Origin of the sequence: Pseudoalteromonas sp. SD03 (assembly GCF_040937955.1) — a bacterium.
GTDB lineage: Bacteria > Pseudomonadota > Gammaproteobacteria > Enterobacterales > Alteromonadaceae > Pseudoalteromonas > Pseudoalteromonas tetraodonis.
Map to the genome: position 1 here is coordinate 622101 of NZ_CP162515.1, position 19537 is coordinate 641637.

Below are 19537 nucleotides of genomic sequence, written 5' to 3' on the forward strand. Positions count from 1 at the left end.
TTATGGTTTTTTAAGAGCGCAAAATGAAAGTTCTTCACACTTCAGACTGGCACCTAGGTCAGCAATTTTATGAACATGATCGCCGTCATGAACACCATGCTTTTTTCTCTTGGCTGTTAACCACCCTCGTTAACCAACAAATCGATTTATTGCTTGTTGCAGGTGACATTTATCATACTGCCACACCGAGTGCTAGCGCCGAAAACCAACTCTATCAATTTATAAAAAACGCCAAAGCCCAGTGCCCACAATTACATGTTGTTATTATTGCGGGTAATCATGACTCCGCTAATCGTATTTTGGCTGCACAGCCCTTATTAGCCCAGTTTGATACTCATGTGGTAGGGCGGTTTGATCCTGCTAAACCCAGTGACGTTGTAATAACGATTAATAACGATGATAAACGCGCTGTGGTACTCGCTATGCCTTTTTTACGCACCAGTGACATAAGCACGCTTAGCCAAACCGAAAATGGCCCCAGTTACGCACAGGGCGTTGCAAAAGCCTATGAACTTGCTCTTGAACATGCGCTAACACTTAACGCTGAAAATACGCCTTTAATTGTTATGGGTCATTTGCATGCAAAAGGCGGTAATATTTCCGGTGACTCTGAACGTAATTTGGTCATTGGCGGTGAAGAAGCTATTTCAGCGTCGGTATTTGGTAAGCAAGCCAATTACGTCGCACTAGGCCACTTACATAAAGCACAACTAGTGGCTAAAAATGAGCAAATACGTTACAGCGGCACACCTATTCCAATGTCGTTTTCAGAGAGAAAGTATACCCATCAAGTAAATGTGGTTGAATTTAGCGAGCAAAAAAACCAACCGTTAAACACCACTGTAAACCCCCTTTACATTCCGCGCTTAGCAGAAGTCATTGTTCTTCCTGAAGGAGAATGTGTGCCTTTAGCACTGCTGTGTGAGCAAATAAAAGCACTCGATACAGAGCAATACGACATTGCTCCCTACTTACGAGTAAAACTTAAATCAAGTGATATCGATACCACCTTTCGAGAACAAATTGAGCAAGCACTTAAAGGAAAGCAGGTTAATTTTTGTGGCATAGAGCGAGTTCGTGACCAGCAAGTGAGTAATTCCTCAGAAACGGTATTTGAAGATTTAAGCTTTGTTGAAATGCTCAACCCAATTAGCTTACTCGAACAAGCATTTAATAATGATAAAGATATGGCCGCAGCAACCGTGCCCAATGAGTTAAAAGCACTGTTAACCGACGTAATTGAAGAGCTTGAACAGGAGCAACTGCTATGAAAATAACGGCTGTTCGTATTCATAATTTAGCCTCTATTGCCGATGCCGAAATCGACTTTTTAGCCTCACCACTCAAAGACGCAGGCCTCTTTGCCATTACAGGTGACACCGGCGCAGGAAAAAGCACCGTACTCGATGCTATCTGCTTAGCACTTTATACTAAAACTGCGCGTTTGAAAGGCGATAAAGGTAACCTAATTGATTTTAATGGCGATAACATTAAGCTTAACGATGCCCGCAATTTATTGCGCCGTGGCAAATGGGAAGGGTACGCCGAAGTAGATTTTAGTGGCCAAGACCAACAGCTTTACAGAGCACGTTATAGTATTCAACGTACGCATAAAAAAGTAACCGGCAAACTTAAAGTGGCCGAACATACTTTACATAGCCTACCCGATGAAACCTTAATTGCTGACAAAAGTGGCACCTTAAAAGCCATAGAAAATAAAATAGGTTTAACCTTTGAGCAATTCTCGCGTGCGGTGCTACTAGCACAACATGAGTTTGCCGCCTTTTTAAAAGCCACTGGCGATGAGCGCGCGCAGCTTTTAGAGTGCCTGACTGGCACCGATAAATTTAGTCGAATAGGGCAGCGTATATTTGAGCGCAACAAAGCTATTAAAGATAAATTTGAATTACTAACGGCAAGTTTAGCCAGTTATACGTTATTGTCTGACGATGAGCTGAGTGAAAAACAACAAACGCTGTCTGATTTAAAACAACAAATTGAACACACTAAAACAACTTTAGCAACGACAGAGCAAGGCGTTAATTGGTATAAGCAAGCACATAGCTTGGAGCTGACATTAAAAAATGCTCAGCAAAACGAGCAACAAGCACATGCCGCACTCAATGCTGTTAAAGCGCAAACGGAGCAAGCGAAACAAGCGCAAAGTGCGCTTGAAATTAAAGATAACCGCCAGCGCTGTGAAAGCTTAACAGCGCAAAATAGCCAGTTAAATACACAAATAAAACAATTAAACGAGCTTGATCACAACGCGCTGATCACCGTGCAAGCCAGTAACGTAAAAAAACAGCAAAACGAATTAGATACAGCAAAACAACAAAAGCTAACGGCAGAGCCTCTGATTGCAAAAGCGCGAGAGCTCGACAGCCAATTAGCAATATATAACCAAACTATAAAAAGTCTGACTCAACAAAGCGCCAAAGAGCAGCAACAATTAAGTGATTTACAACAGCAGCTACAACAAAACAAAATAAGTGCAGAGCAAGCCACAACTCAAATCACAGGGCATCAGCACTGGTTGAACGAGCAGAGTCAATTAAAGCCATTGGCAACTGATTGGAACTATTTTCATCATAGTTTTAAGCAGTTTTTTAATACTCAGACACAACTAAAAACAACCCAGCAGCAAGCTCAGGCTCACGCAGAGCAACAAACAATACTCACAGCAAAACTTAGCGAGCAAAATAAACAACTCGAACAAGCAGAGCAAACGCTTACAACGCAGCAGCAAAGCCTAAATAAGCTAAACCAGCAGCACGCTCAATTTAACATTGAACAATGCGACAATAAGCTTAAAAACATTGATTATTTAAAAGATCAGCGCACACGCTATAAGCAGTTTAACCAAGAATTAAAACACACGGTGCAACAGCAACGTGATGTGGCAGAAAAGCTCAGCCACAGTGAACACACTAAAACTACGCTGCTTACGCATTTAACCATCAAAGAGCAGGCACTTAAACACGCAGAGCAAGCGCTTAATCAAGCGAGGCTTCGTGCCAGTGAGCATGTTGAGCATTTACGCGCACAACTGGTTCCAAATGAGTCGTGTGCCGTTTGTGGGGCTACAGAGCACCCGTTCGCGAGCAATCAAAGCCAACCTTTTACAAACCTAATAACCGACTTTGAAAATGCATATAATAACGAAAAGCAGCAACACCAAGATGCTCAAACACAGCTTCATCAGCACCAAACACAACACGCGGTTTTGGTGGCAGAGCATGCTCAGTACAGCCAAGCCATTAGTGATGCACAAGCCAAAATGCTGGAAATTAAAAATACCATGCAAGCGGCTAAAACCGAGCTTAATGAGTTAACAGTTGAGCAGCTTGATGAAACTTATAAGCAATTAAGTGAACAAAAAACACAGTATTTTTCGGCGCAAAAACAGCTCAGTAATTTGCAAGAAACTGTTAACCAGCTGCAAAGCACAGTTAAAAAAGAACAAGCGACACAGCAACAATTAAACACACAGCATGTTGAGCTGAGCAATCAGCAATCTCAGCTTAATAACAAATGCGATGAACTAGCAACTCAAAACGAAGCGCTTATAAAAGAGCTCAATTTACATTTTGAACACAGTGATTTTTGGCACGCATTGCAAGCAGGCTCGTTACCGCTTAGCGATTTAGCTCAGCAGGTAGAACAATATCAGCAAATCCAAGCACAGCTTGAGCAAAGTCAAAAACAATTCGACAGCGCCAATGTACAGTTACAACAACTAACACCGCTTATAACCAAAGCAGAGCAGCGAGTTAACACGCTCAATGAAGAATTAACTCAAACACAGCAACAGCACAATAATACGCAGCAACAGCGCTTAGCCTTATTTGATAACCAAACTATTAGCGCCGATGACTACCAAGCTAAACTGTCAGCACAGCTAGAGCACTGCCAAAACCAATTAAGTGCCAGCCAACAAGCATACGACAGTGCCGTAAAACAGCGCGATGAACACGCCATCACGCTTAAAAACCTTGAGCATCGTCTGGCAGATAACCACCAAGAGTTAGTGATGCTTGAAACGCGTTACAACGACTGGTTTAAAGAATTTAACATCCTTCATGGCGATATCAGTCATGAGCAAGTCACATTTTTACTAACTATCAGCAACGACGATATTAAAACTCAGTTAAAACAAGGCGAGCAACTATCGCAAGCAGTCGTTGATGCCAGTGCCGCGTTAAAGCAACAGCAACAAGCTAATGAAAAGCATCAACAAAATAATCAGCCAACGCAAAGCGAAGCACAGCTAATTGAGCAACAAAACCACTTAAATACCCAGCAAACACAATTGCAAAATAGCTTACTCACCATCAACACCGCGATTGAGCAGCACAACCAAAATGCAAAAGCGCTTGAGGGCAAACAAGCTGAACTGAGCCAGCTCAAGCAACAGGTTGACCAATGGCATTTACTTAATAAAGTACTAGGTGATGCCACAGGTAAAACAATGCGTAATTTAGCGCAAACACAAACACTCAAAATATTGCTGCATTATGCTAATAGCCATTTAAAAACCCTTAACAAGCGTTATGAGCTCACTGCAATTGCTGAGTCACTTGATATAGCCATTATCGACCGCGATATGGCCGATGAACAACGCTCGGTCAATACGCTATCTGGCGGTGAATCGTTTTTAGTGTCGTTGGCATTAGCACTGGGACTTGCCTCACTATCTTCGAACAAAGTGCAAATTAACTCGTTATTTGTTGACGAGGGCTTTGGAACACTAGATAGTGAAACACTCAGTATTGCCATGGACGCGCTAGATTCATTGCAAGCGCAAGGTAGAAAGGTCGGTGTAATTTCACATGTAAGTGAAATGAGCGAACGCGTTGCTACGCAAATTCATGTCGCTAAAAAACCGGGTGGATACTCCACCATAAACGTAATTTAAGGAGACAGCATGCCCACTTTCAAAGGCGAAGAAGCACAAGAATATGATAACCGCATTACCCGTTTAGTCCCAGGCTATGAGCTACTTCATCAACTAACCAATGCACAACTGCAAACCACGTTAAGCGACGATGCACACATTTTAGTGATTGGTGCCGGCACAGGTAAGGAAGTATTAGCATTAGCACAAATAAATCCTAAATGGCAGTTTACTGCCCAAGACACCTCCAGTGATATGCTCGATATTGCAAAACAGCGCTTTGCAGAGCAAGGTATTGATAGCCGTGTCACTATTGAATGTAGCCCAGTTGATAAAATAAAAGCGAAAGCAGACGCCGTATTATGTTTACTGGTGATGCATTTTGTAGAAGATAACGGCGACAAAAAACAAATTCTTAAAAGCATTAAAGCTAACCTTAAAAAAGGAGCGAATCTTTATATTGCTGATTTAATGCGCCCAGAAACAACATTTGAACGTGAGTCACAATTAAACACCTGTGCTCAATTAGGCCTAACTGAAGCAGGCAAAACTCAAATGGGGCATAACCTCGAAAGAGAGTTTTACCCCCTAGATCGTATGCGCTTTAGTGAACTACTGAATGAATGTGGATTTGGTATTCCAAAGCTTTATTTTAAAGCACTTGGCTTTAGCGGTTACGTTGTATAAATTTTTGTCAAAAAAAAAAGCTAATATCATAATGATATTAGCTTTATTGCTTAACACGAGTTTAAGCGGGGTGAGTGCGCTTTAAAGCCCACTCCCTCTATAATTAGATGCAAACGATGTTTTCAGCTTGCGGGCCTTTTTGACCTTGAGTAACAGTAAACTGTACACGTTGGCCTTCAGCTAATGTTTTGAAACCGTCGCCAGAGATAGCACTGAAATGTGCGAAAACGTCTGCGCCAGATTCTTGCTCGATAAAACCAAAACCTTTTGCTTCGTTAAACCATTTTACTGAACCAGTAGTTGTATTAGACATAATATGTATCCTAAAAATTAATTGAAGTGTGCCTGAAAAGAGGCGATTGAGCCGAAAAAATAGTTAACTTGAGGATATCGCGTAGGATTATTACTAAAACAACGGGGTACTAACAAATAAAACAAAACTTCTTTCAAACTTATAAATATTGATGGGTTAACACTAACCCATCAATTAAAACTATTTAGATGCAAACGATGTTTTCAGCTTGCGGGCCTTTTTGACCTTGCGTTACAGTAAACTGTACTTTTTGGCCTTCGGCTAATGTTTTGAAACCGTCGCCAGAGATAGCACTGAAATGTGCGAAAACGTCAGCGCCAGATTCTTGCTCAATAAAACCAAAACCTTTTGCTTCATTGAAAAATTTTACTGTACCAGTAGTTGTATTAGACATAATAATATCCTAAAAAAATAATAAAAAATTTGCCTTAAAATAGGCGTTTAACAGGAAGAAAACAAACATTTAACTTGAGGATATCGCGAAGGATTATTACTAATAACAACGAGGTACTTACAAATAAACAGGGCTTTCTATCAACCCGATGGCAAGCAGAATAACAGCAATACACTTTATAACAAGCTTTATTTACACTTTATTTTTACCTATTTAGGCAAAGCCCGCTGCCATAGGCTTTGCAGCGTCATCGGCTTAACTTTTTAAAGTTCGTGTAAAACATAACCTGTTAAAAGTGCAAGTTACGCGCTCTTACAATATCTTTCATCACAATGGTTGAGGTTAAACGCTGTACACCCGGTAAGGCTGATAGCTTGTCATCGTAGAGTTGCTGAAACGCGGCTAAATCTTTAGTAACGACGTGTAATAAGTAATCAGGGGTGCCAAATAAGCGTTGTGCATTGGTGATCTGAGGAATAGCATCCACCGCTTGCTCTAATTTGCTTAACGACGCTTTATCACCTTCTTTAATAGTAATAAATACTAACGCAGAAAAGTTTAAACCCACTTTTTCAGGTGATATTTCAGTTCTGTAGCCAACAATTGCTTTGCTTTTCTCAAGCTCTTTTACACGACGATGACAAGGTGACACGCTTAACCCAACACGATCAGCCAATTCAGAGAGGGTGAGCCTGCCATCGACTTGCAACTCAGCAAGAATTTTCCTATCTATGGTATCCATAGTTGATTATTTCCTAAAATGAACGCTCATATCAATAAAATACAGTAACTTTTACTCATCAGAAAGAAATAAAATAACAGCTCACTTATTTTGGGTTTTAGCGCATGGATACGTATGGATATTAATATTATTTTTTCTTTTTGGCTGGTATCAATCTTGTTTGTACTTACCCCCGGTGCCGATTGGGCTTATACAATCAGTGCAGGTATAGCGGGTGATAAAATCATTCCTGCAGTAGCGGGGTTAATACTTGGGCATTTAATGGCCAGTTTAATAGTGGTGGTAGGGTTAGGCGCGTTATTAGCGTCGCATGCCATTTTTATAAAACTGTTAACCTTATTTGGTGCTTTGTACATAATTTGGATTGCCGTATCACTGTACCGATTTCCTTCAATGCCTGCAGCCTATAACGATGGCCAAGAACACACCTCAGACACGCCTCTAAAGTGGATGAGAAAGGGCTTTATAATTAGTGGCTTGAATCCCAAAGTGATGCTGTTATTTTTAGCCTTATTGCCGCAGTTTGTTTTACCAACACTGTCATTTTCTATTACTGAACAATTGCTGGTACTTAGCATTATTCATTTAGTTGGCTGTGCGCTGGTATATTGGTTAATAGGGGTAAGTGCCAGAAAAATCCTCAGCAATAATCCGGCGCTCTCACTAAAATTTGGCCGTGCATCGGCCTGCATCCTATTTATTTTGGGCTCGCTCATGCTAGTTGATAGCGCTAACACACTGAGCGTAACACTTACCTAAAAAACGAAAGTGGCTCAGATTATTCGCAACTGGGCCACTAATTCACTCAAACGAGCAATTTTAATATTACTCAGCTGCCTATAATCAAAATAGGGGCAAACAATAATATTCTGACTTTTATCTATAGCAAACTCATCATCAAGCCAATCAAGTTGGGCGTTTAATTTACCTTGTTGTATTAAGTTTTTAGCGTGAGTTCTTCCTGCAATAATGTGCAATTGATTTTTATGCTCAGTGAGCACCGGCGCACTAAAGAGTAATGCAGTCCCGTTATGCTTTTGTAATAACAGCTCATCTCGATATGCTTGCCAACTCACGGCTTGTTTAGCAAAAGCGTAATACTCGCTTGGCAGCGCAAATAACACCTTGGCGTACACATTAAAGACTTTTCGCCAGCCATTACCACAGTGCTGGTTTATGCTATTTATTTGCCCACTAACTACAGGCTCTAGCTGCGCAAGTGTTTCAAAGTAAGGCATAGGGGGCGCTTTTGCTACATACACAGCAACACTGAATGAGTCATCACCTAACCCTATTAACTGGCTGCTCACTTTAACTGCTCTTATTTTGCGCTAAAATACGATCAAGATTGTTAGCAAAGTTTTGTCTGTCACTTTGGCTTAATGGAGGCGGCCCACCACTCATTTCTACACCACTTGAGCGCATAGTATCCATAAAATCGCGTACATTTAGTAATGAACGAATGTTTTCAGTGGTGTAAAGCTCACCGCGCGGATTAAGCGCTTGGCCGCCATTATCAATCACTTCACTTGCCAGTGGAATATCTCCTGTGATCACTAAATCGCCTTTTTCAATCCGTTTTACTATTTCATCATCAGCCACATCAAAGCCCGATGACACTTGTAGTCGGCTAATAAATTTTGACGGTGGGATTCGCATGGCATGATTTGCAACCAGTATTGTTTCTGTTTGCGTACGCTCTGCGGCTCTAAATAAAATTTCTTTTATTACCACCGGACAAGCGTCAGCATCAACCCAAATTTTCATGCTAAGTTCTTTAAATTGCTTTAGTATTAAAGCGATCCTATAGCAATTTCTAAAGAAAAGGAAACAACATGAAACTCGCTTTTAAAACCGCATTATTTATTACCACCGTGTTTTTACTCAGTGCCTGTACCAGCGCACCCGAAGGAATAACCCCTGTTAAAAATTTTGATTTAGAGAAATACCAAGGCAAGTGGTATGAAATAGCACGATTAGACCACTCTTTTGAACAAGGGATGGAGCAAGTAACAGCCACTTATTCAATTAACGATGATGGAACGGTAAAGGTATTAAACAAAGGGTTTATTAGTAAAGAGCAAAAATGGGACGAAGCTGAAGGCTTAGCTAAATTTGTAGAAAAAGCCGATACAGGGCATTTTAAAGTGTCATTTTTTGGCCCGTTTTATGGTGCCTATATTATTTTTGAGCTCGACCAACCTGATTATCAATATGCGTTTATTACCAGTTATAGCAAAGATTACTTATGGTTTTTATCGCGAACACCTACAGTGAGTAAAGAGCTCAAGCAGCAGTTTTTAAGCCAAGTAAAAGCGCTTGGTTTTGCAACTGATGAGATTATATGGGTAAATCAAAAATCGCTGTAAAGGGGGTTTACACGCCCCTAGGTTGTAATAAAACGTTCACCTTATTGTAAGGTAAACTAAATAAAGAGGGGCTATATTAGCCCTACTTGCAAAAGGAAAGGCAAGTACAAGACATAATGACAATCCCCCTTTTTAATTGGCAAGCCTGATGGCTTGCCATTTTTTTACCTCAATTTAGCCTATTCTTTGGGATCAGATTTTTACTAACTAAAGCCCATTTAAACCAAAAAATAACGTACTCGTGGCCAATATCAATAATACAAGCAAGTTAAAAAGCTTAGTTAGATTGACTAAAAAACTATAAAAAATCATTATAATTAAAGCACTTAACGACATAAACCCGCAAAACTGTAGAGCGCCATAGCCGTGTAATTCGCTAACACAAAGTAGTAAACTTAGTAAAATACTGATCCAAGCAACACTCAATAAAATTAAACGCTGCTGATCAGTCGGGCGCTTGTTAAAAACATCCTTAAAATGATTAAACTTAGCCAGTGCAAAGCAGTTAAAAGCCACCAAACATAAACTAAAAGGGAGCAGTGCCATCATACTTTTTGCTCCTTAGTGTTTATCGGACTAGGTTTTTTAGCTTGCAGCGCAGTACGTAATTTTTCGGTTTGTAACAAAAACAGCAAACCAAACAGTAAAAAGAGACTATCAAACATAAATAAAGCCCACTGTTCATTACGTAAATAACTGATTATATTCCCTTGTGTTGTTAGCGCATTAACCACTGGCACACTAAAACAAGCAATGCTGTTTATGGCAGCCATAACACACCACTGCGACTTGTCACGCTTTACAAAAGCGATAATAAGTACACACAACCAAGTTAAAAAGAAGGCAAGTATCTCTTTATCCGCGCGCTCCATTGCGCGTGTGCTGATTAATCGGTTTGCTAAAAAGAACGCAGACGTTGCCAAGGGCAATCCCATTAAAGTTCCTAAATTAAGCGCTTCGACGAGTTTTAAACCCCATGATGGCTGGGCATTTTTTTTCATTCGCTCCCGAATACGCTTCGCCCACATAATACAGCCCGTGGCTATCATTATGCAGCCAGCAATGCCGCCTAAAAAGTATAAAACACGTAATAATGTCTCTGCTAAACGCCCAGTGTGCATTGAATTTAGTGACTCATACAGCGCTTTACTGCCGGTAAGTTCATCATCAGTTTGAGCAACAAGCTCACCACTCGCTCCACTAAATATCAAACGCGGTGCTTGATCCCTTAATGTTTTTCCAGGACTGACCAAAACCATAATAGTCGCAGCGGCCTTATTCGGCTTATTTATAATCACCCTAGTTATATCAGCCTCTGGCCACTTAGTATAAACCTGATCCAAAACAGTATTGATAGGCACTAACGGCGCAGTGCCTTGCAACGACTCTGTTGCAGGACTACTTGGCGAAACATCATTAAAAAAGCCTCGTATTCCATCCTCATAAACGGTTTGCGCGGGGTAGGGGAAAATCATAAATATCAGGGTAATAATGCCCGTATAAGTAATCATTAAATGAAACGGTAAGGCAAATACCGAACTTAAATTATGCACATCTAACCAGCTACGGCTGCCTTTATTAGCTCTAAAAACAAACATATCTTTAAAAATACGTTTGTGAATAACTATGCCAGATATCAACGCAATGAGCATAAATAAACTAGCAAAACAGACAATCCAACGCGCCGTTTTTACATCGATATAATGCAAATCAAAATGCAGGCGATAAAAGAAATTCCCCCCTCGAGTATCTATAAAGGGTGCTAAAGGCTGCATATTATTTGGATCTAAACGGGTATTTTCAAAAGAGACTCTGCGCTGTCCAGGCTCTTTTGGTTTTGCATAACCATACGTTAAATAAGGTATACGCTCCTCAGGAAGCGTTATACGCCAATTAGGCGCATTAGGTGCTTGCGCATTTAAATACTCAACACCCGACACGATTTGTTGTTTTTGCGCGCCAATACGATCTGCCTGCTGCTCAATATTATGGACACTTGGCTGATTCCATAAGCTCACTTCATCTCTAAAAAAGCTAATAGTGCCTGCAAAAAATATTAAATACAGTAACCAACACACGAGCAAACCCACCCATGTATGTAACCACGTCATTGAACGAAAAAAACTCCCTTTCATAACCATCCCTTCAATAGCGACAACACGACAAGTTGCGCTGCAATACTTAGTAAAATACTGATCCAAACAGTTTTTAATGAATGAATATAAAAGCTATAAATAAACACCAGGGCATAAATTAAAATACTCGCAGACACACTAAGCAAAACCGCGTCAACTTTAGGCACAGGCACTACTGCACTTAATAGCGACACACTTACGGCTGTAAAAAAATACCCGCCAACAATGGCAATAAAAAAACGCGATAAAACCGCTAATTCATAGCTAAAGCGTTGCATAAATTGCCATAACATAGAAAAAACGGGTTTGGGAAAGTCTAAAAGACGGTTGGAGGCCTGCATAAACTGCAAATTCCTTTTAAACATAGCTAAAAAAAGATGGCGATATTATAACGCCAACAAATACAAAAGATAGTAATTCTTATTTGTATTTGAATGCAGTAATAGGCATTTAATTGAGTTAGTTAAATAGTGATCTATATAAAGATTAAAAGTCAGCTATAAAATAACCTATCTAAGTGAATGCTTGCTCTGGATGCGTTGCTGTTACCGGCTAAATACATAAAGACACAGTAAACACACGTCCGTGTATGAAATTAAAAGTTAAATAAAGCACTCTATTTAATAAGTTTTTCCATAGCCTTAACAGGTAATTTTGATATAAGAAGCTAATAATTAGAGATCTTTTAAGCTATAAATTTCTCTCAAATAACACTGGATCAGTATTTTACCAACAAGGCATAAAATACCGCTGGCATAAACCGATTTTTTACTAACTTATTACCAAAGAAAGCTAAAAAACAACCAAAACGATGAAAAAACAGGCTTGGAAAATTAAATTTTATACTTTTAAACCGACATGTTAGTAAAAATCTGATCTTTGATAAATGCAGTTTAATCCGTAATAATTTTAACTGGGAAGGTAGCAATAGAGATACAACGCGTAAATTATGCTCAAAAAACAAACATTTAGCATAGATGTTGCAGTCACTTTATTTCACCGCTTAAGCACAGAGCGATTGCCATAAAAAACTAAAAAATGGTTATGAAAGATTAAAAATAGTTTATAAACATTCATATAGGCTCAACATCAATTAAGTCGCTTTGACTATGCCTTAAAATAACTCCCTCTAGCGTTAAAAAATAATTAACATCGGAGCTATTTTTCTTGTTGCATTTTGCTGGTCAAAATTAATAACTTCATACTAATTATCTCTTTTAAAAAGCCTTAATGTTAACAAAAGATTTCATTTTGATAACAATTGTGTTTAAATCCGAAACAATGGACTGAGATAACCCTCAAAACTAATTTGCACGGAAGTAAAAAAATAATAATTTTTAAAAATGGAAAAACTATGAATAAAAAAATCTTTGCTGCTTCCGCTTTGCTAGCAATTTCATCAACTTCTTTACTTGCATCTAACCAAACATTTCAAGCAAGTGTAAATGGTTGGACTGAGCCTACTTTTGCAGAAGATAGCCCACTGCACTTTGGTAAAATTCGCTTATCTACAAGCTCAACCTGTACGATGGATAATGCAGGCGCTGTATCGGGTGACTGTGATGCGTCAGATGCAAACATTCAATTAGGTGGAATTACTGTATCTGGTTTAGCGCCAAATTCAGCAATGAATATTACTGTATCTGGAAGCACAGGCACTAACTTAACTTTTGCTCCAGTAACAACGGCTACAGATGGCACAACCAGTGTAACAACTGCTGACAATGTTGCGTCTGCTTTCACTACTGATGCAAGTGCAACCGATATTACTGTTAGTGTATATGGTGATATGACAGTTGATTCTACACTGACAGCGGGCGCTGCTTACACTGTAGATTATACTGTAGATGTGTCTTTCCAATAAGACTATGAAAGCTGAGGCTAACTTACTAAGTTAGCCTCAGTTTATTTTTTTGCGCAATTGCGCATTAAAAATAAAATGTGTGGAGCAACGCGCTCCACTTTTTATTATCATGTTGTTGAGTTGTCCCATGATTCTTAAACTTTTTTGTTGGGCCGCCCTTTGCCTAACTCTTTTACTACCTGAAATTTGTAGTGCCAACCTTGCGCTGTCTGAATACCGTTTATACTTTGATGGACGTACTAAAAATAATTCACTACTTATCAGAAATACCTCTAATAAAAATCTCGATTTTAAACTTGTTGTTACCCATAAAGATATGACCGAAGAAGGAGCACTTATAGATGTTACTCCGCAACAAGTTGAAGGACGCTCTGCCAAAAACATGCTACGGTTTTCTCCACGTCGCGGCACTATTGCCCCAAAAGGGATGCAAGCTATCAGAATGACCGTTCGCAAAAAAGCTGAGCTTGCTGTAGGCGAATACAGGGCGGTGCTTAAAATCATAGCCTCTGAGTCACAAAACCCCGACATTGATGGAATAAGCATTAGACCTAAAGTTGCTTACAGTGTGCCTGTTATTGTTCGTCATGGCCAATTAGAGGCTCACTCAGAATTAATAAACCCGCAATTAATTACTCAAAATGGGCGTCCGACTCTAACATTTTGGCAAACACTCACAGGGAATCGCTCTGTGTATGGAAACTTTGAATTAGTCGATGAGAATAATGTAATGATTGGTGAAATAGCCAATGTGGCCGTTTATACCCCTTTATCACGTCGCAAGGTATACATCACTTTACAAGCCCCTGTGACAGGGCCTGTGACACTCAATTACAAAGAAAACGAGCTTTACGGCGGTAAAATCGAGTTAGCGATCCCTATTAATATCAAATAACAAATGCTACACATTAATGCCTTATACTATGGTATAACGACTCGCTTGTTACTTTGTACATTACTGTTAATTGTACCCAAAGCAATCATCGCAAAGCAGTTACCGACTCTTTATCAATGGCCTATTGATGAGGAGTCTTTTGTGATTATAAATGTAAGAGTTAATGGCCGTTCTGTTGTCTCCGACTTAGAAGCTTACTACTCAAAATCAAATAAGTTGCTACTTCCCATAAGCGGCCTGAAATCGACCATGGGAATTAGCTTAAACGTGTCACAAAATACACTGTCTGCTAACGTTGACTCAAGTGAGCAGGTGCTGAATGCTGAGCTTTCCTCAACTTTAGCCCCCTCAGAAAATGTTTCATTGTGGGCTGTCGATGACTACGACCACTATGTTGATTTATCTGTTATAAATACACTTTTAAATACCGACTCGCGCTTTGATTACTCACTGATGCAGGTTTCATTTTCTAGTAACTTGCTTACTTATAATAACAACCAAGTAACGAGTGGTATTACAAAAAAAATTAAGTCCAAAGCACTGCAATACGACCACTTTATAGACGACCAATACCAAGCGCTAACCTACCCCGTGTCTGAATATTCGCTATCAGCAAGCTATAAATCGTCTAATAATCGTTATAAGGGACTACTCAGGCTTAATAGCTACTTTGACTTATTTCATCATCGAGCTGAACTACGATTCAACAAAAACGAAAACACCGCTAATACCTTTTTAAAAATAACTAAAGACTTTAACTTAAGTGAACAAGATCACTCACTGGCACGCATTCACTACCAATTGGGAGATATTCAATCTCAGTCAGATCAGCTTATTACTAGCTCAAACCAAGGCCGGGGATTTTATATTTCAAATGCTAACCCGCATTCGGCACAAAATTTTTCAACTATCACCATTGAAGAACCGGCACTACCGGGCTGGCAAGCAGAGCTGCATCGAAATGGCCAATTTATTGCCACGACTCAAGCTAACGACGAAAATTTGGTTCGATTTACCGATGTTGAAACTTTTTACGGCAACAATATCTTTGAAATTAAACTTTTTGGCTCACAGGGTGAGCAAATTACACGCACTCAAAAATATACAATAGGGCAAGACGCACTATCGCCCGGAAAAATAAGCTATCAGGTGGAGTTTTTAGACACAGATAAAAGCGTTTTTAATCAATCCAGTAACTCCTCAACGGCGATGAGTAATGCCTTTAAAAGTAATCTCTCTTATGGCATTAGTGAGCTTATTACTTATGACGCTCAAATTACTCATTTGCAAACTGAACAAAATAACGGCAGCTACCTATCATCTGGGCTAAACACACTTACAGATCACGGCAGTTACCGTTTTTTAGCCACAAAACAACTCGATGCTGGCTATGCTTATTTTGCCGGTTTTAGAGGCCTACTTTCTAATAAACTTTATAACGATATCAATGTTAATGTTGAATACAGTGCCCTTAATAACTTTTCTAGCGCTTTATTTGTAGCAAAAGAGAACTCACTCAAAAATAGGCTGTCACTGAGCCTCAATGGCCGCACTGATTTTTTTAACTCCCTTAACTGGAATATGAGGTGGAACAATGAAGTACGTAAAAATACTAACACTAAAAATCGGTTCTCATTAGGCATCAATAAAAGTTATGTCGCAGGAACATGGTCAAGCCAACTATTATATGATGACGATACAAATAACCTAATAAACCGGCTTTATTCTTCAATAGATATTGCCTCTTGGAAATGGACCAACACCTTGGATTGGCAGGCTAATAATGGCGCAGAACTCACTCGTTTGAGAAGTAGTTTACGCTGGCCACAAACACAAAGTACCTTTAATCAAACCCAGCTGACGTATCAGTCTAACTCTGCGGCAAGTACGCTTTTAAATCATCAATATACTTACCGCCATGAGATATTTAATATACAAGTATCAGGGCAAGTTGATAATCAAGGAGATTGGCGCTTATCTTTAGGTTTAAATGGCACATTTAGTTTTGATCATTTAGAAGCAGACTTTAACTTTGACACTCCTCGCTCATTAAATTCCGGGCAAATAGAAGTTAGTTCGTTCATAGATTGGAATGAAAATGAAATCTTTGACCAAGGCGATGAGCCAATTCAAGACGTTAATTTTACTGGCAACTACCTATGGCGAGATAAATACACCAATAATGACGGAAAGGTCTTGCTACCAAGTAGTTACGGTGGCCAGGTTTTAGATGTTAATTTACGCTCGTTGTCTAACCCTTACTTGCAGCCCTCTTTAGGAAAAATTAAAACATTGGCTCATAGAGGCGGACAAACCAAAGTAAATATTCCTTTAGTGGTCTACAACGAGGTTGAGGGGACTATTTATCTATCGAGCAATGAAAAGAGTAAACCTATCGCAGGACTCACGGTTGTACTTAAAGAAAAAGACGGCGAAAAGCATTATTCAACGGTCACTGAATATGATGGTTATTATTATTTCCCCAATGTTTCTCAAGGAAATTATATGCTTGAAATAGAAAAAAATGAGCAACTCTCAGAAAACATAACTATAAAAAATCTTCCTGAGCAGGTCATCACTGAAAAAAGCGGCGATACCATAATACTGCAAGACATCATTGTATACACAAATAACGCTAATACCTTAAATAAGCAACCAACAACAGCAGCTAAAGCAAACCAAAACACGCCTTATTTTGTGCAATTAGGCGTATTCAAAAAGTTTCAATCGGCACTTATTGTGGCGAATAAAATTGATAAAGCAGCCTATGCTTTGCAGTTATATAAACATGAAAACCGTGATAGCTATTACCTCGTTGCAGGCCCATATAATAATGCAGCTAAAGCACAGCAAACCATTAATGATGTTTATTCAATACGGGCGCTTCATGGCAGCTTTATGGTTGATGCAAGGCGATATGCCTCACCACAGTGGCGAAAAATAGGGGAGTGGGGCGATATGCAAACCCAAAAAACTGAGACTTACTTTTGCCAGTACGTAGCATATACCTCTGAAAAATCAGTTAATAAAAAACTGCTAAGGGAAAATCCATCACTGTTCGTAGCAAAGCAAGCAATAAAAGGTGAAGCCCATTATTTGATGCTGTCAGGGCCGCATAATGCAAAGCAAACAGCGTGTGATAAGCAAGTGGTTAAACAAATAAAAGGGCTCACCACCGCGATAAAGAAACCTTGGCACAGCATTTTTGCTATAAATCAGTAGTAAAGTACTGCACCTGTGTTTTGCCATCACTGTTTAAATGCGACTCACATTTTATTTCACAACGCGCTCCCGCGGATTCGGCAACCCAAATCGATTGCGCGCTCTTTTTAATATAACACGCAGAATACAGCGCATCTTCTTTTTGCGCAGCAACAACAAAACAGCGTTGAAAATTACCCAAAGGTAACACTTTAATTGGATAAACTTGTTCTTGTGCAATTACACCAGCACTAAACGTTTGAGATGATTTGGCATAAACAGCATACGAAATAGCGAGCATACATACCAAAGACATTAAAATAGATATTTGTTTCATATAATTAAAGCGAATTAAAAAACAATGTAGTAAGTGTAGGATAAATTAATTTTTATGTATTTATTTAGCAATTATTAGATTGAAAATAGCAATGGCCGCCTATCTAATTAGTTGAATCACCACAAGTCAATGTACTGATGTTATAATACATTTTTTTGCAAAAAGAGCGGGGCACTATGTTAACTATTTCAAACAGCGTAACCATTGATGAATGGGAAGTAGAGCTAAGCGCTATTCGCTCGCAAGGCGCTGGCGGACAAAATGTTAATAAGGTAGCCAGTGCTATACACTTACGCTTTGATATAAACCGCTCTAAATTGCCCGAGTTTTATAAAGAACGATTACTTGCTTTAAAAGATTCAAGGATCACCAAAGAAGGGGTATTGATAATTAAAGCCCAGAGCCACCGCACTCAAGAGCTCAACAGGGAAGATGCGCTTAAACGGCTAAAAGATCTAATTTTAAGCGCCACAAAGGTTAATAAGGCGCGTCGTGCTACCAAACCTAGCCGTAACTCACAGCGTAAACGTATGGATAAAAAAACCAAACACGGCCAAACCAAAGCTCTCCGCGGTAATATTAAGCTGTAACTTAAGTAACCTGACTCTGGTTAAGCACATAAAAAAGGCTGCGAATGCAGCCTTTAATTCAATCATAAGTATGATGGCGGGTGACGCTAAATCGGTTTAGGATTCGATGCACTACATACACTGCGCTTAAGCTTACTGTTACTGCAACAGCCACCGAGCTAAATCGATACATGGCGCTGTATATTAAATCTTGCCCTGGGCCTAACGACTGACCAAATAAAATGCCAAACGTGGTCAATACCCCAAACCCAACCCCCGGTGGACCACCGCCTAAAATATGAAAACGACTGAATATAAAAGACAAAATCCATAATATAGCCACCGGAAAAAGCAAAACGTCAGTATGGTTATACAAAAACAATTGCGCAACTAAGGCAGCATTACAGCCTATCAGTGTACCAATAATACGTTGCCAACTTGCGGTGCCCGCAGCCTTAAAACACAACGAAAACAAAATTAAAATAGACGCCGCTTGCGCCGAAATTGAATCTTGTAAGTCAAGTACCTGAAAAACCACGAATGATAAAGTCGCAACGCTAGCGCATAGCAACACCTCGTGACGAATACTTTCTTTATCCTTGTGTGGCACAGTCCGCATGGGCCGCGCTGTCACATCAGGAAACAAACCATGCATCAAGAGCGCAATAATAATAGTAATAAAAATAGCCATACCATTACTTAAAATAAGCGGGTAAATGCTGCTTCCTTGATCAACATGGCTGGCAAAGTGCAACTGAATCGATAAACTCACCGCCCCCAAAGCACCAAATAAAAATGCTCCACCAGAGCTCATTAAGTAAAACAATATACAAAAGCTGGCAAAAATAATGAGCGTCATTAACACCGGCAAGTGTGAAAATAAGCCCTGTAAAATAAGCACTATAAACGCACTGTAGGCAGCACTGGCAACAAATTGACGGATCACGCCTTTGTTAATACTTGGCACTAAACCGAGTAATAACATAGGGTAAACTGTAAAAAATATTCCATTGGGCCAATTCATTAACTTGCACAAAGTAAAACCAATAGTGCAGCCGCCAGCAATCCGTAGCGCTTGGCGTAAACCATTTGAATCGAGTTGTGGCGCTTGGCTAACATGTTGTGTCATTACTC

The 19537-nt window shown here is 39.6% G+C and carries 19 protein-coding genes; 9 read left to right on the top strand and 10 right to left on the bottom strand.

From position 1 onward, the window contains the following. Positions 1-23 precede the first annotated feature (23 nt). The 3 genes from ABZP26_RS19105 to ABZP26_RS19115 are packed head-to-tail and all read left to right on the top strand — an operon-like array spanning position 24 to position 5584. Positions 24-1271 carry an exonuclease SbcCD subunit D gene (locus ABZP26_RS19105; RefSeq protein ID WP_368485690.1) on the top strand — a complete coding sequence of 416 codons (1248 nt, stop codon included), beginning with the start codon at positions 24-26 and terminating at the stop codon, positions 1269-1271. Further along, positions 1268-4918 (top strand): AAA family ATPase, encoded by a 3651-nt coding sequence (locus ABZP26_RS19110; RefSeq protein ID WP_368485691.1) that lies wholly within the window; start codon positions 1268-1270, stop codon positions 4916-4918. The genes ABZP26_RS19105 and ABZP26_RS19110 overlap by 4 nt, the downstream gene beginning before the upstream one ends. A gap of 9 nt (positions 4919-4927) precedes the next feature. Then, positions 4928-5584, top strand: coding sequence for a class I SAM-dependent methyltransferase (locus ABZP26_RS19115; RefSeq protein WP_368485692.1), 657 nt, complete (start codon positions 4928-4930; stop codon positions 5582-5584). A gap of 103 nt (positions 5585-5687) precedes the next feature. Here ABZP26_RS19115 and ABZP26_RS19120 read toward each other — a convergent pair whose 3' ends face one another. From ABZP26_RS19120 to ABZP26_RS19130, 3 genes are all read right to left on the bottom strand, one after another. After that, positions 5688-5897 (bottom strand): cold-shock protein, encoded by a 210-nt coding sequence (locus ABZP26_RS19120; protein WP_007377377.1) that lies wholly within the window; start codon positions 5895-5897, stop codon positions 5688-5690. A gap of 184 nt (positions 5898-6081) precedes the next feature. Continuing rightward, positions 6082-6291 (bottom strand): cold-shock protein, encoded by a 210-nt coding sequence (locus tag ABZP26_RS19125; protein WP_008463923.1) that lies wholly within the window; start codon positions 6289-6291, stop codon positions 6082-6084. Between the two features lie 289 nt (positions 6292-6580). Further along, complete coding sequence (locus ABZP26_RS19130; protein WP_013462814.1) at positions 6581-7033, bottom strand: Lrp/AsnC family transcriptional regulator; 453 nt, start codon at positions 7031-7033, stop codon at positions 6581-6583. Positions 7034-7147: 114 nt separating this feature from the next. Here ABZP26_RS19130 and ABZP26_RS19135 point away from each other — a divergent pair, with 114 nt between their 5' ends. Then, positions 7148-7792 (top strand): LysE family translocator, encoded by a 645-nt coding sequence (locus tag ABZP26_RS19135; RefSeq protein WP_368485693.1) that lies wholly within the window; start codon positions 7148-7150, stop codon positions 7790-7792. Between the two features lie 14 nt (positions 7793-7806). On the opposite strand, the gene ABZP26_RS19140 is transcribed toward ABZP26_RS19135, so the two are convergent. Both ABZP26_RS19140 and ABZP26_RS19145 read right to left on the bottom strand, forming a co-directional pair. Then, the gene (locus tag ABZP26_RS19140; protein WP_368485694.1) at positions 7807-8343 is read right to left on the bottom strand and encodes a hypothetical protein; all 537 of its coding nucleotides are present in this window, start codon (positions 8341-8343) and stop codon (positions 7807-7809) included. 1 nt (position 8344) lies between these two features. Then, positions 8345-8800 (bottom strand): YaiI/YqxD family protein, encoded by a 456-nt coding sequence (locus tag ABZP26_RS19145; RefSeq protein WP_008110780.1) that lies wholly within the window; start codon positions 8798-8800, stop codon positions 8345-8347. A gap of 68 nt (positions 8801-8868) precedes the next feature. Here ABZP26_RS19145 and ABZP26_RS19150 point away from each other — a divergent pair, with 68 nt between their 5' ends. Then, a complete protein-coding gene (locus tag ABZP26_RS19150) occupies positions 8869-9402 on the top strand; it encodes a lipocalin family protein (RefSeq protein WP_368485695.1) in 534 nt (177 codons plus the stop codon). A 207-nt stretch (positions 9403-9609) separates the two neighbouring features. Here the strand turns inward: ABZP26_RS19150 and ABZP26_RS19155 are convergent, their stop codons facing one another. Genes ABZP26_RS19155 through ABZP26_RS19165 form a run of 3 tightly spaced genes read right to left on the bottom strand, consistent with a single transcriptional unit; the run spans position 9610 to position 11878 of the window. Next, a complete protein-coding gene (locus tag ABZP26_RS19155; RefSeq protein ID WP_016899981.1) occupies positions 9610-9951 on the bottom strand; it encodes a DUF3325 domain-containing protein in 342 nt (113 codons plus the stop codon). After that, positions 9948-11537, bottom strand: a complete 1590-nt coding sequence (locus ABZP26_RS19160) for a PepSY-associated TM helix domain-containing protein (RefSeq protein WP_368485696.1) — start codon at positions 11535-11537, stop codon at positions 9948-9950. Before ABZP26_RS19160 ends, ABZP26_RS19155 begins: the two co-directional genes overlap by 4 nt. Continuing rightward, positions 11534-11878: a hypothetical protein gene (locus tag ABZP26_RS19165; RefSeq protein WP_033103215.1), complete on the bottom strand. Its 345-nt coding sequence runs from the start codon at positions 11876-11878 to the stop codon at positions 11534-11536. Before ABZP26_RS19165 ends, ABZP26_RS19160 begins: the two co-directional genes overlap by 4 nt. Before the next feature lie 1013 nt (positions 11879-12891). Here ABZP26_RS19165 and ABZP26_RS19170 point away from each other — a divergent pair. From ABZP26_RS19170 to ABZP26_RS19180, 3 genes are all read left to right on the top strand, one after another. Next, entirely contained in the window at positions 12892-13401 is a 510-nt protein-coding gene (locus tag ABZP26_RS19170) for a hypothetical protein (protein ID WP_013462807.1), read from the top strand. Positions 13402-13528: 127 nt separating this feature from the next. Then, positions 13529-14296, top strand: coding sequence for a hypothetical protein (locus tag ABZP26_RS19175; RefSeq protein WP_368485697.1), 768 nt, complete (start codon positions 13529-13531; stop codon positions 14294-14296). A 141-nt stretch (positions 14297-14437) separates the two neighbouring features. Continuing rightward, on the top strand, positions 14438-17518 hold the full coding sequence (locus ABZP26_RS19180; RefSeq protein ID WP_368485698.1) for an SdrD B-like domain-containing protein: 3081 nt from the start codon (positions 14438-14440) through the stop codon (positions 17516-17518). On the opposite strand, the gene ABZP26_RS19185 is transcribed toward ABZP26_RS19180, so the two are convergent. Next, entirely contained in the window at positions 17505-17834 is a 330-nt protein-coding gene (locus tag ABZP26_RS19185; RefSeq protein ID WP_041709269.1) for a hypothetical protein, read from the bottom strand. The genes ABZP26_RS19180 and ABZP26_RS19185 overlap by 14 nt on opposite strands. A gap of 176 nt (positions 17835-18010) precedes the next feature. Between ABZP26_RS19185 and arfB the strand changes: the two genes are divergently transcribed. Continuing rightward, positions 18011-18424: an alternative ribosome rescue aminoacyl-tRNA hydrolase ArfB gene (gene arfB / locus ABZP26_RS19190; RefSeq protein ID WP_010388730.1), complete on the top strand. Its 414-nt coding sequence runs from the start codon at positions 18011-18013 to the stop codon at positions 18422-18424. A gap of 58 nt (positions 18425-18482) precedes the next feature. Here the strand turns inward: arfB and ABZP26_RS19195 are convergent, their stop codons facing one another. After that, positions 18483-19532 (bottom strand): DUF2955 domain-containing protein, encoded by a 1050-nt coding sequence (locus tag ABZP26_RS19195; RefSeq protein ID WP_368485699.1) that lies wholly within the window; start codon positions 19530-19532, stop codon positions 18483-18485. Positions 19533-19537 lie beyond the last annotated feature (5 nt).

Bases quoted from the DNA above. Each gene is read 5' to 3' on its own strand.
- ABZP26_RS19105 (WP_368485690.1), top strand. From the start codon at position 24: ATGAAAGTTCTTCACACTTCAGACTGGCACCTAGGTCAGCAATTTTAT.
- ABZP26_RS19110 (WP_368485691.1), top strand. From the start codon at position 1,268: ATGAAAATAACGGCTGTTCGTATTCATAATTTAGCCTCTATTGCCGAT.
- ABZP26_RS19115 (WP_368485692.1), top strand. From the start codon at position 4,928: ATGCCCACTTTCAAAGGCGAAGAAGCACAAGAATATGATAACCGCATT.
- ABZP26_RS19120 (WP_007377377.1), bottom strand. From the start codon at position 5,897: ATGTCTAATACAACTACTGGTTCAGTAAAATGGTTTAACGAAGCAAAA.
- ABZP26_RS19125 (WP_008463923.1), bottom strand. From the start codon at position 6,291: ATGTCTAATACAACTACTGGTACAGTAAAATTTTTCAATGAAGCAAAA.
- ABZP26_RS19130 (WP_013462814.1), bottom strand. From the start codon at position 7,033: ATGGATACCATAGATAGGAAAATTCTTGCTGAGTTGCAAGTCGATGGC.
- ABZP26_RS19135 (WP_368485693.1), top strand. From the start codon at position 7,148: ATGGATATTAATATTATTTTTTCTTTTTGGCTGGTATCAATCTTGTTT.
- ABZP26_RS19145 (WP_008110780.1), bottom strand. From the start codon at position 8,800: ATGAAAATTTGGGTTGATGCTGACGCTTGTCCGGTGGTAATAAAAGAA.
- ABZP26_RS19150 (WP_368485695.1), top strand. From the start codon at position 8,869: ATGAAACTCGCTTTTAAAACCGCATTATTTATTACCACCGTGTTTTTA.
- ABZP26_RS19155 (WP_016899981.1), bottom strand. From the start codon at position 9,951: ATGATGGCACTGCTCCCTTTTAGTTTATGTTTGGTGGCTTTTAACTGC.
- ABZP26_RS19160 (WP_368485696.1), bottom strand. From the start codon at position 11,537: ATGAAAGGGAGTTTTTTTCGTTCAATGACGTGGTTACATACATGGGTG.
- ABZP26_RS19165 (WP_033103215.1), bottom strand. From the start codon at position 11,878: ATGCAGGCCTCCAACCGTCTTTTAGACTTTCCCAAACCCGTTTTTTCT.
- ABZP26_RS19170 (WP_013462807.1), top strand. From the start codon at position 12,892: ATGAATAAAAAAATCTTTGCTGCTTCCGCTTTGCTAGCAATTTCATCA.
- ABZP26_RS19175 (WP_368485697.1), top strand. From the start codon at position 13,529: ATGATTCTTAAACTTTTTTGTTGGGCCGCCCTTTGCCTAACTCTTTTA.
- ABZP26_RS19185 (WP_041709269.1), bottom strand. From the start codon at position 17,834: ATGAAACAAATATCTATTTTAATGTCTTTGGTATGTATGCTCGCTATT.
- arfB (WP_010388730.1), top strand. From the start codon at position 18,011: ATGTTAACTATTTCAAACAGCGTAACCATTGATGAATGGGAAGTAGAG.
- ABZP26_RS19195 (WP_368485699.1), bottom strand. From the start codon at position 19,532: ATGACACAACATGTTAGCCAAGCGCCACAACTCGATTCAAATGGTTTA.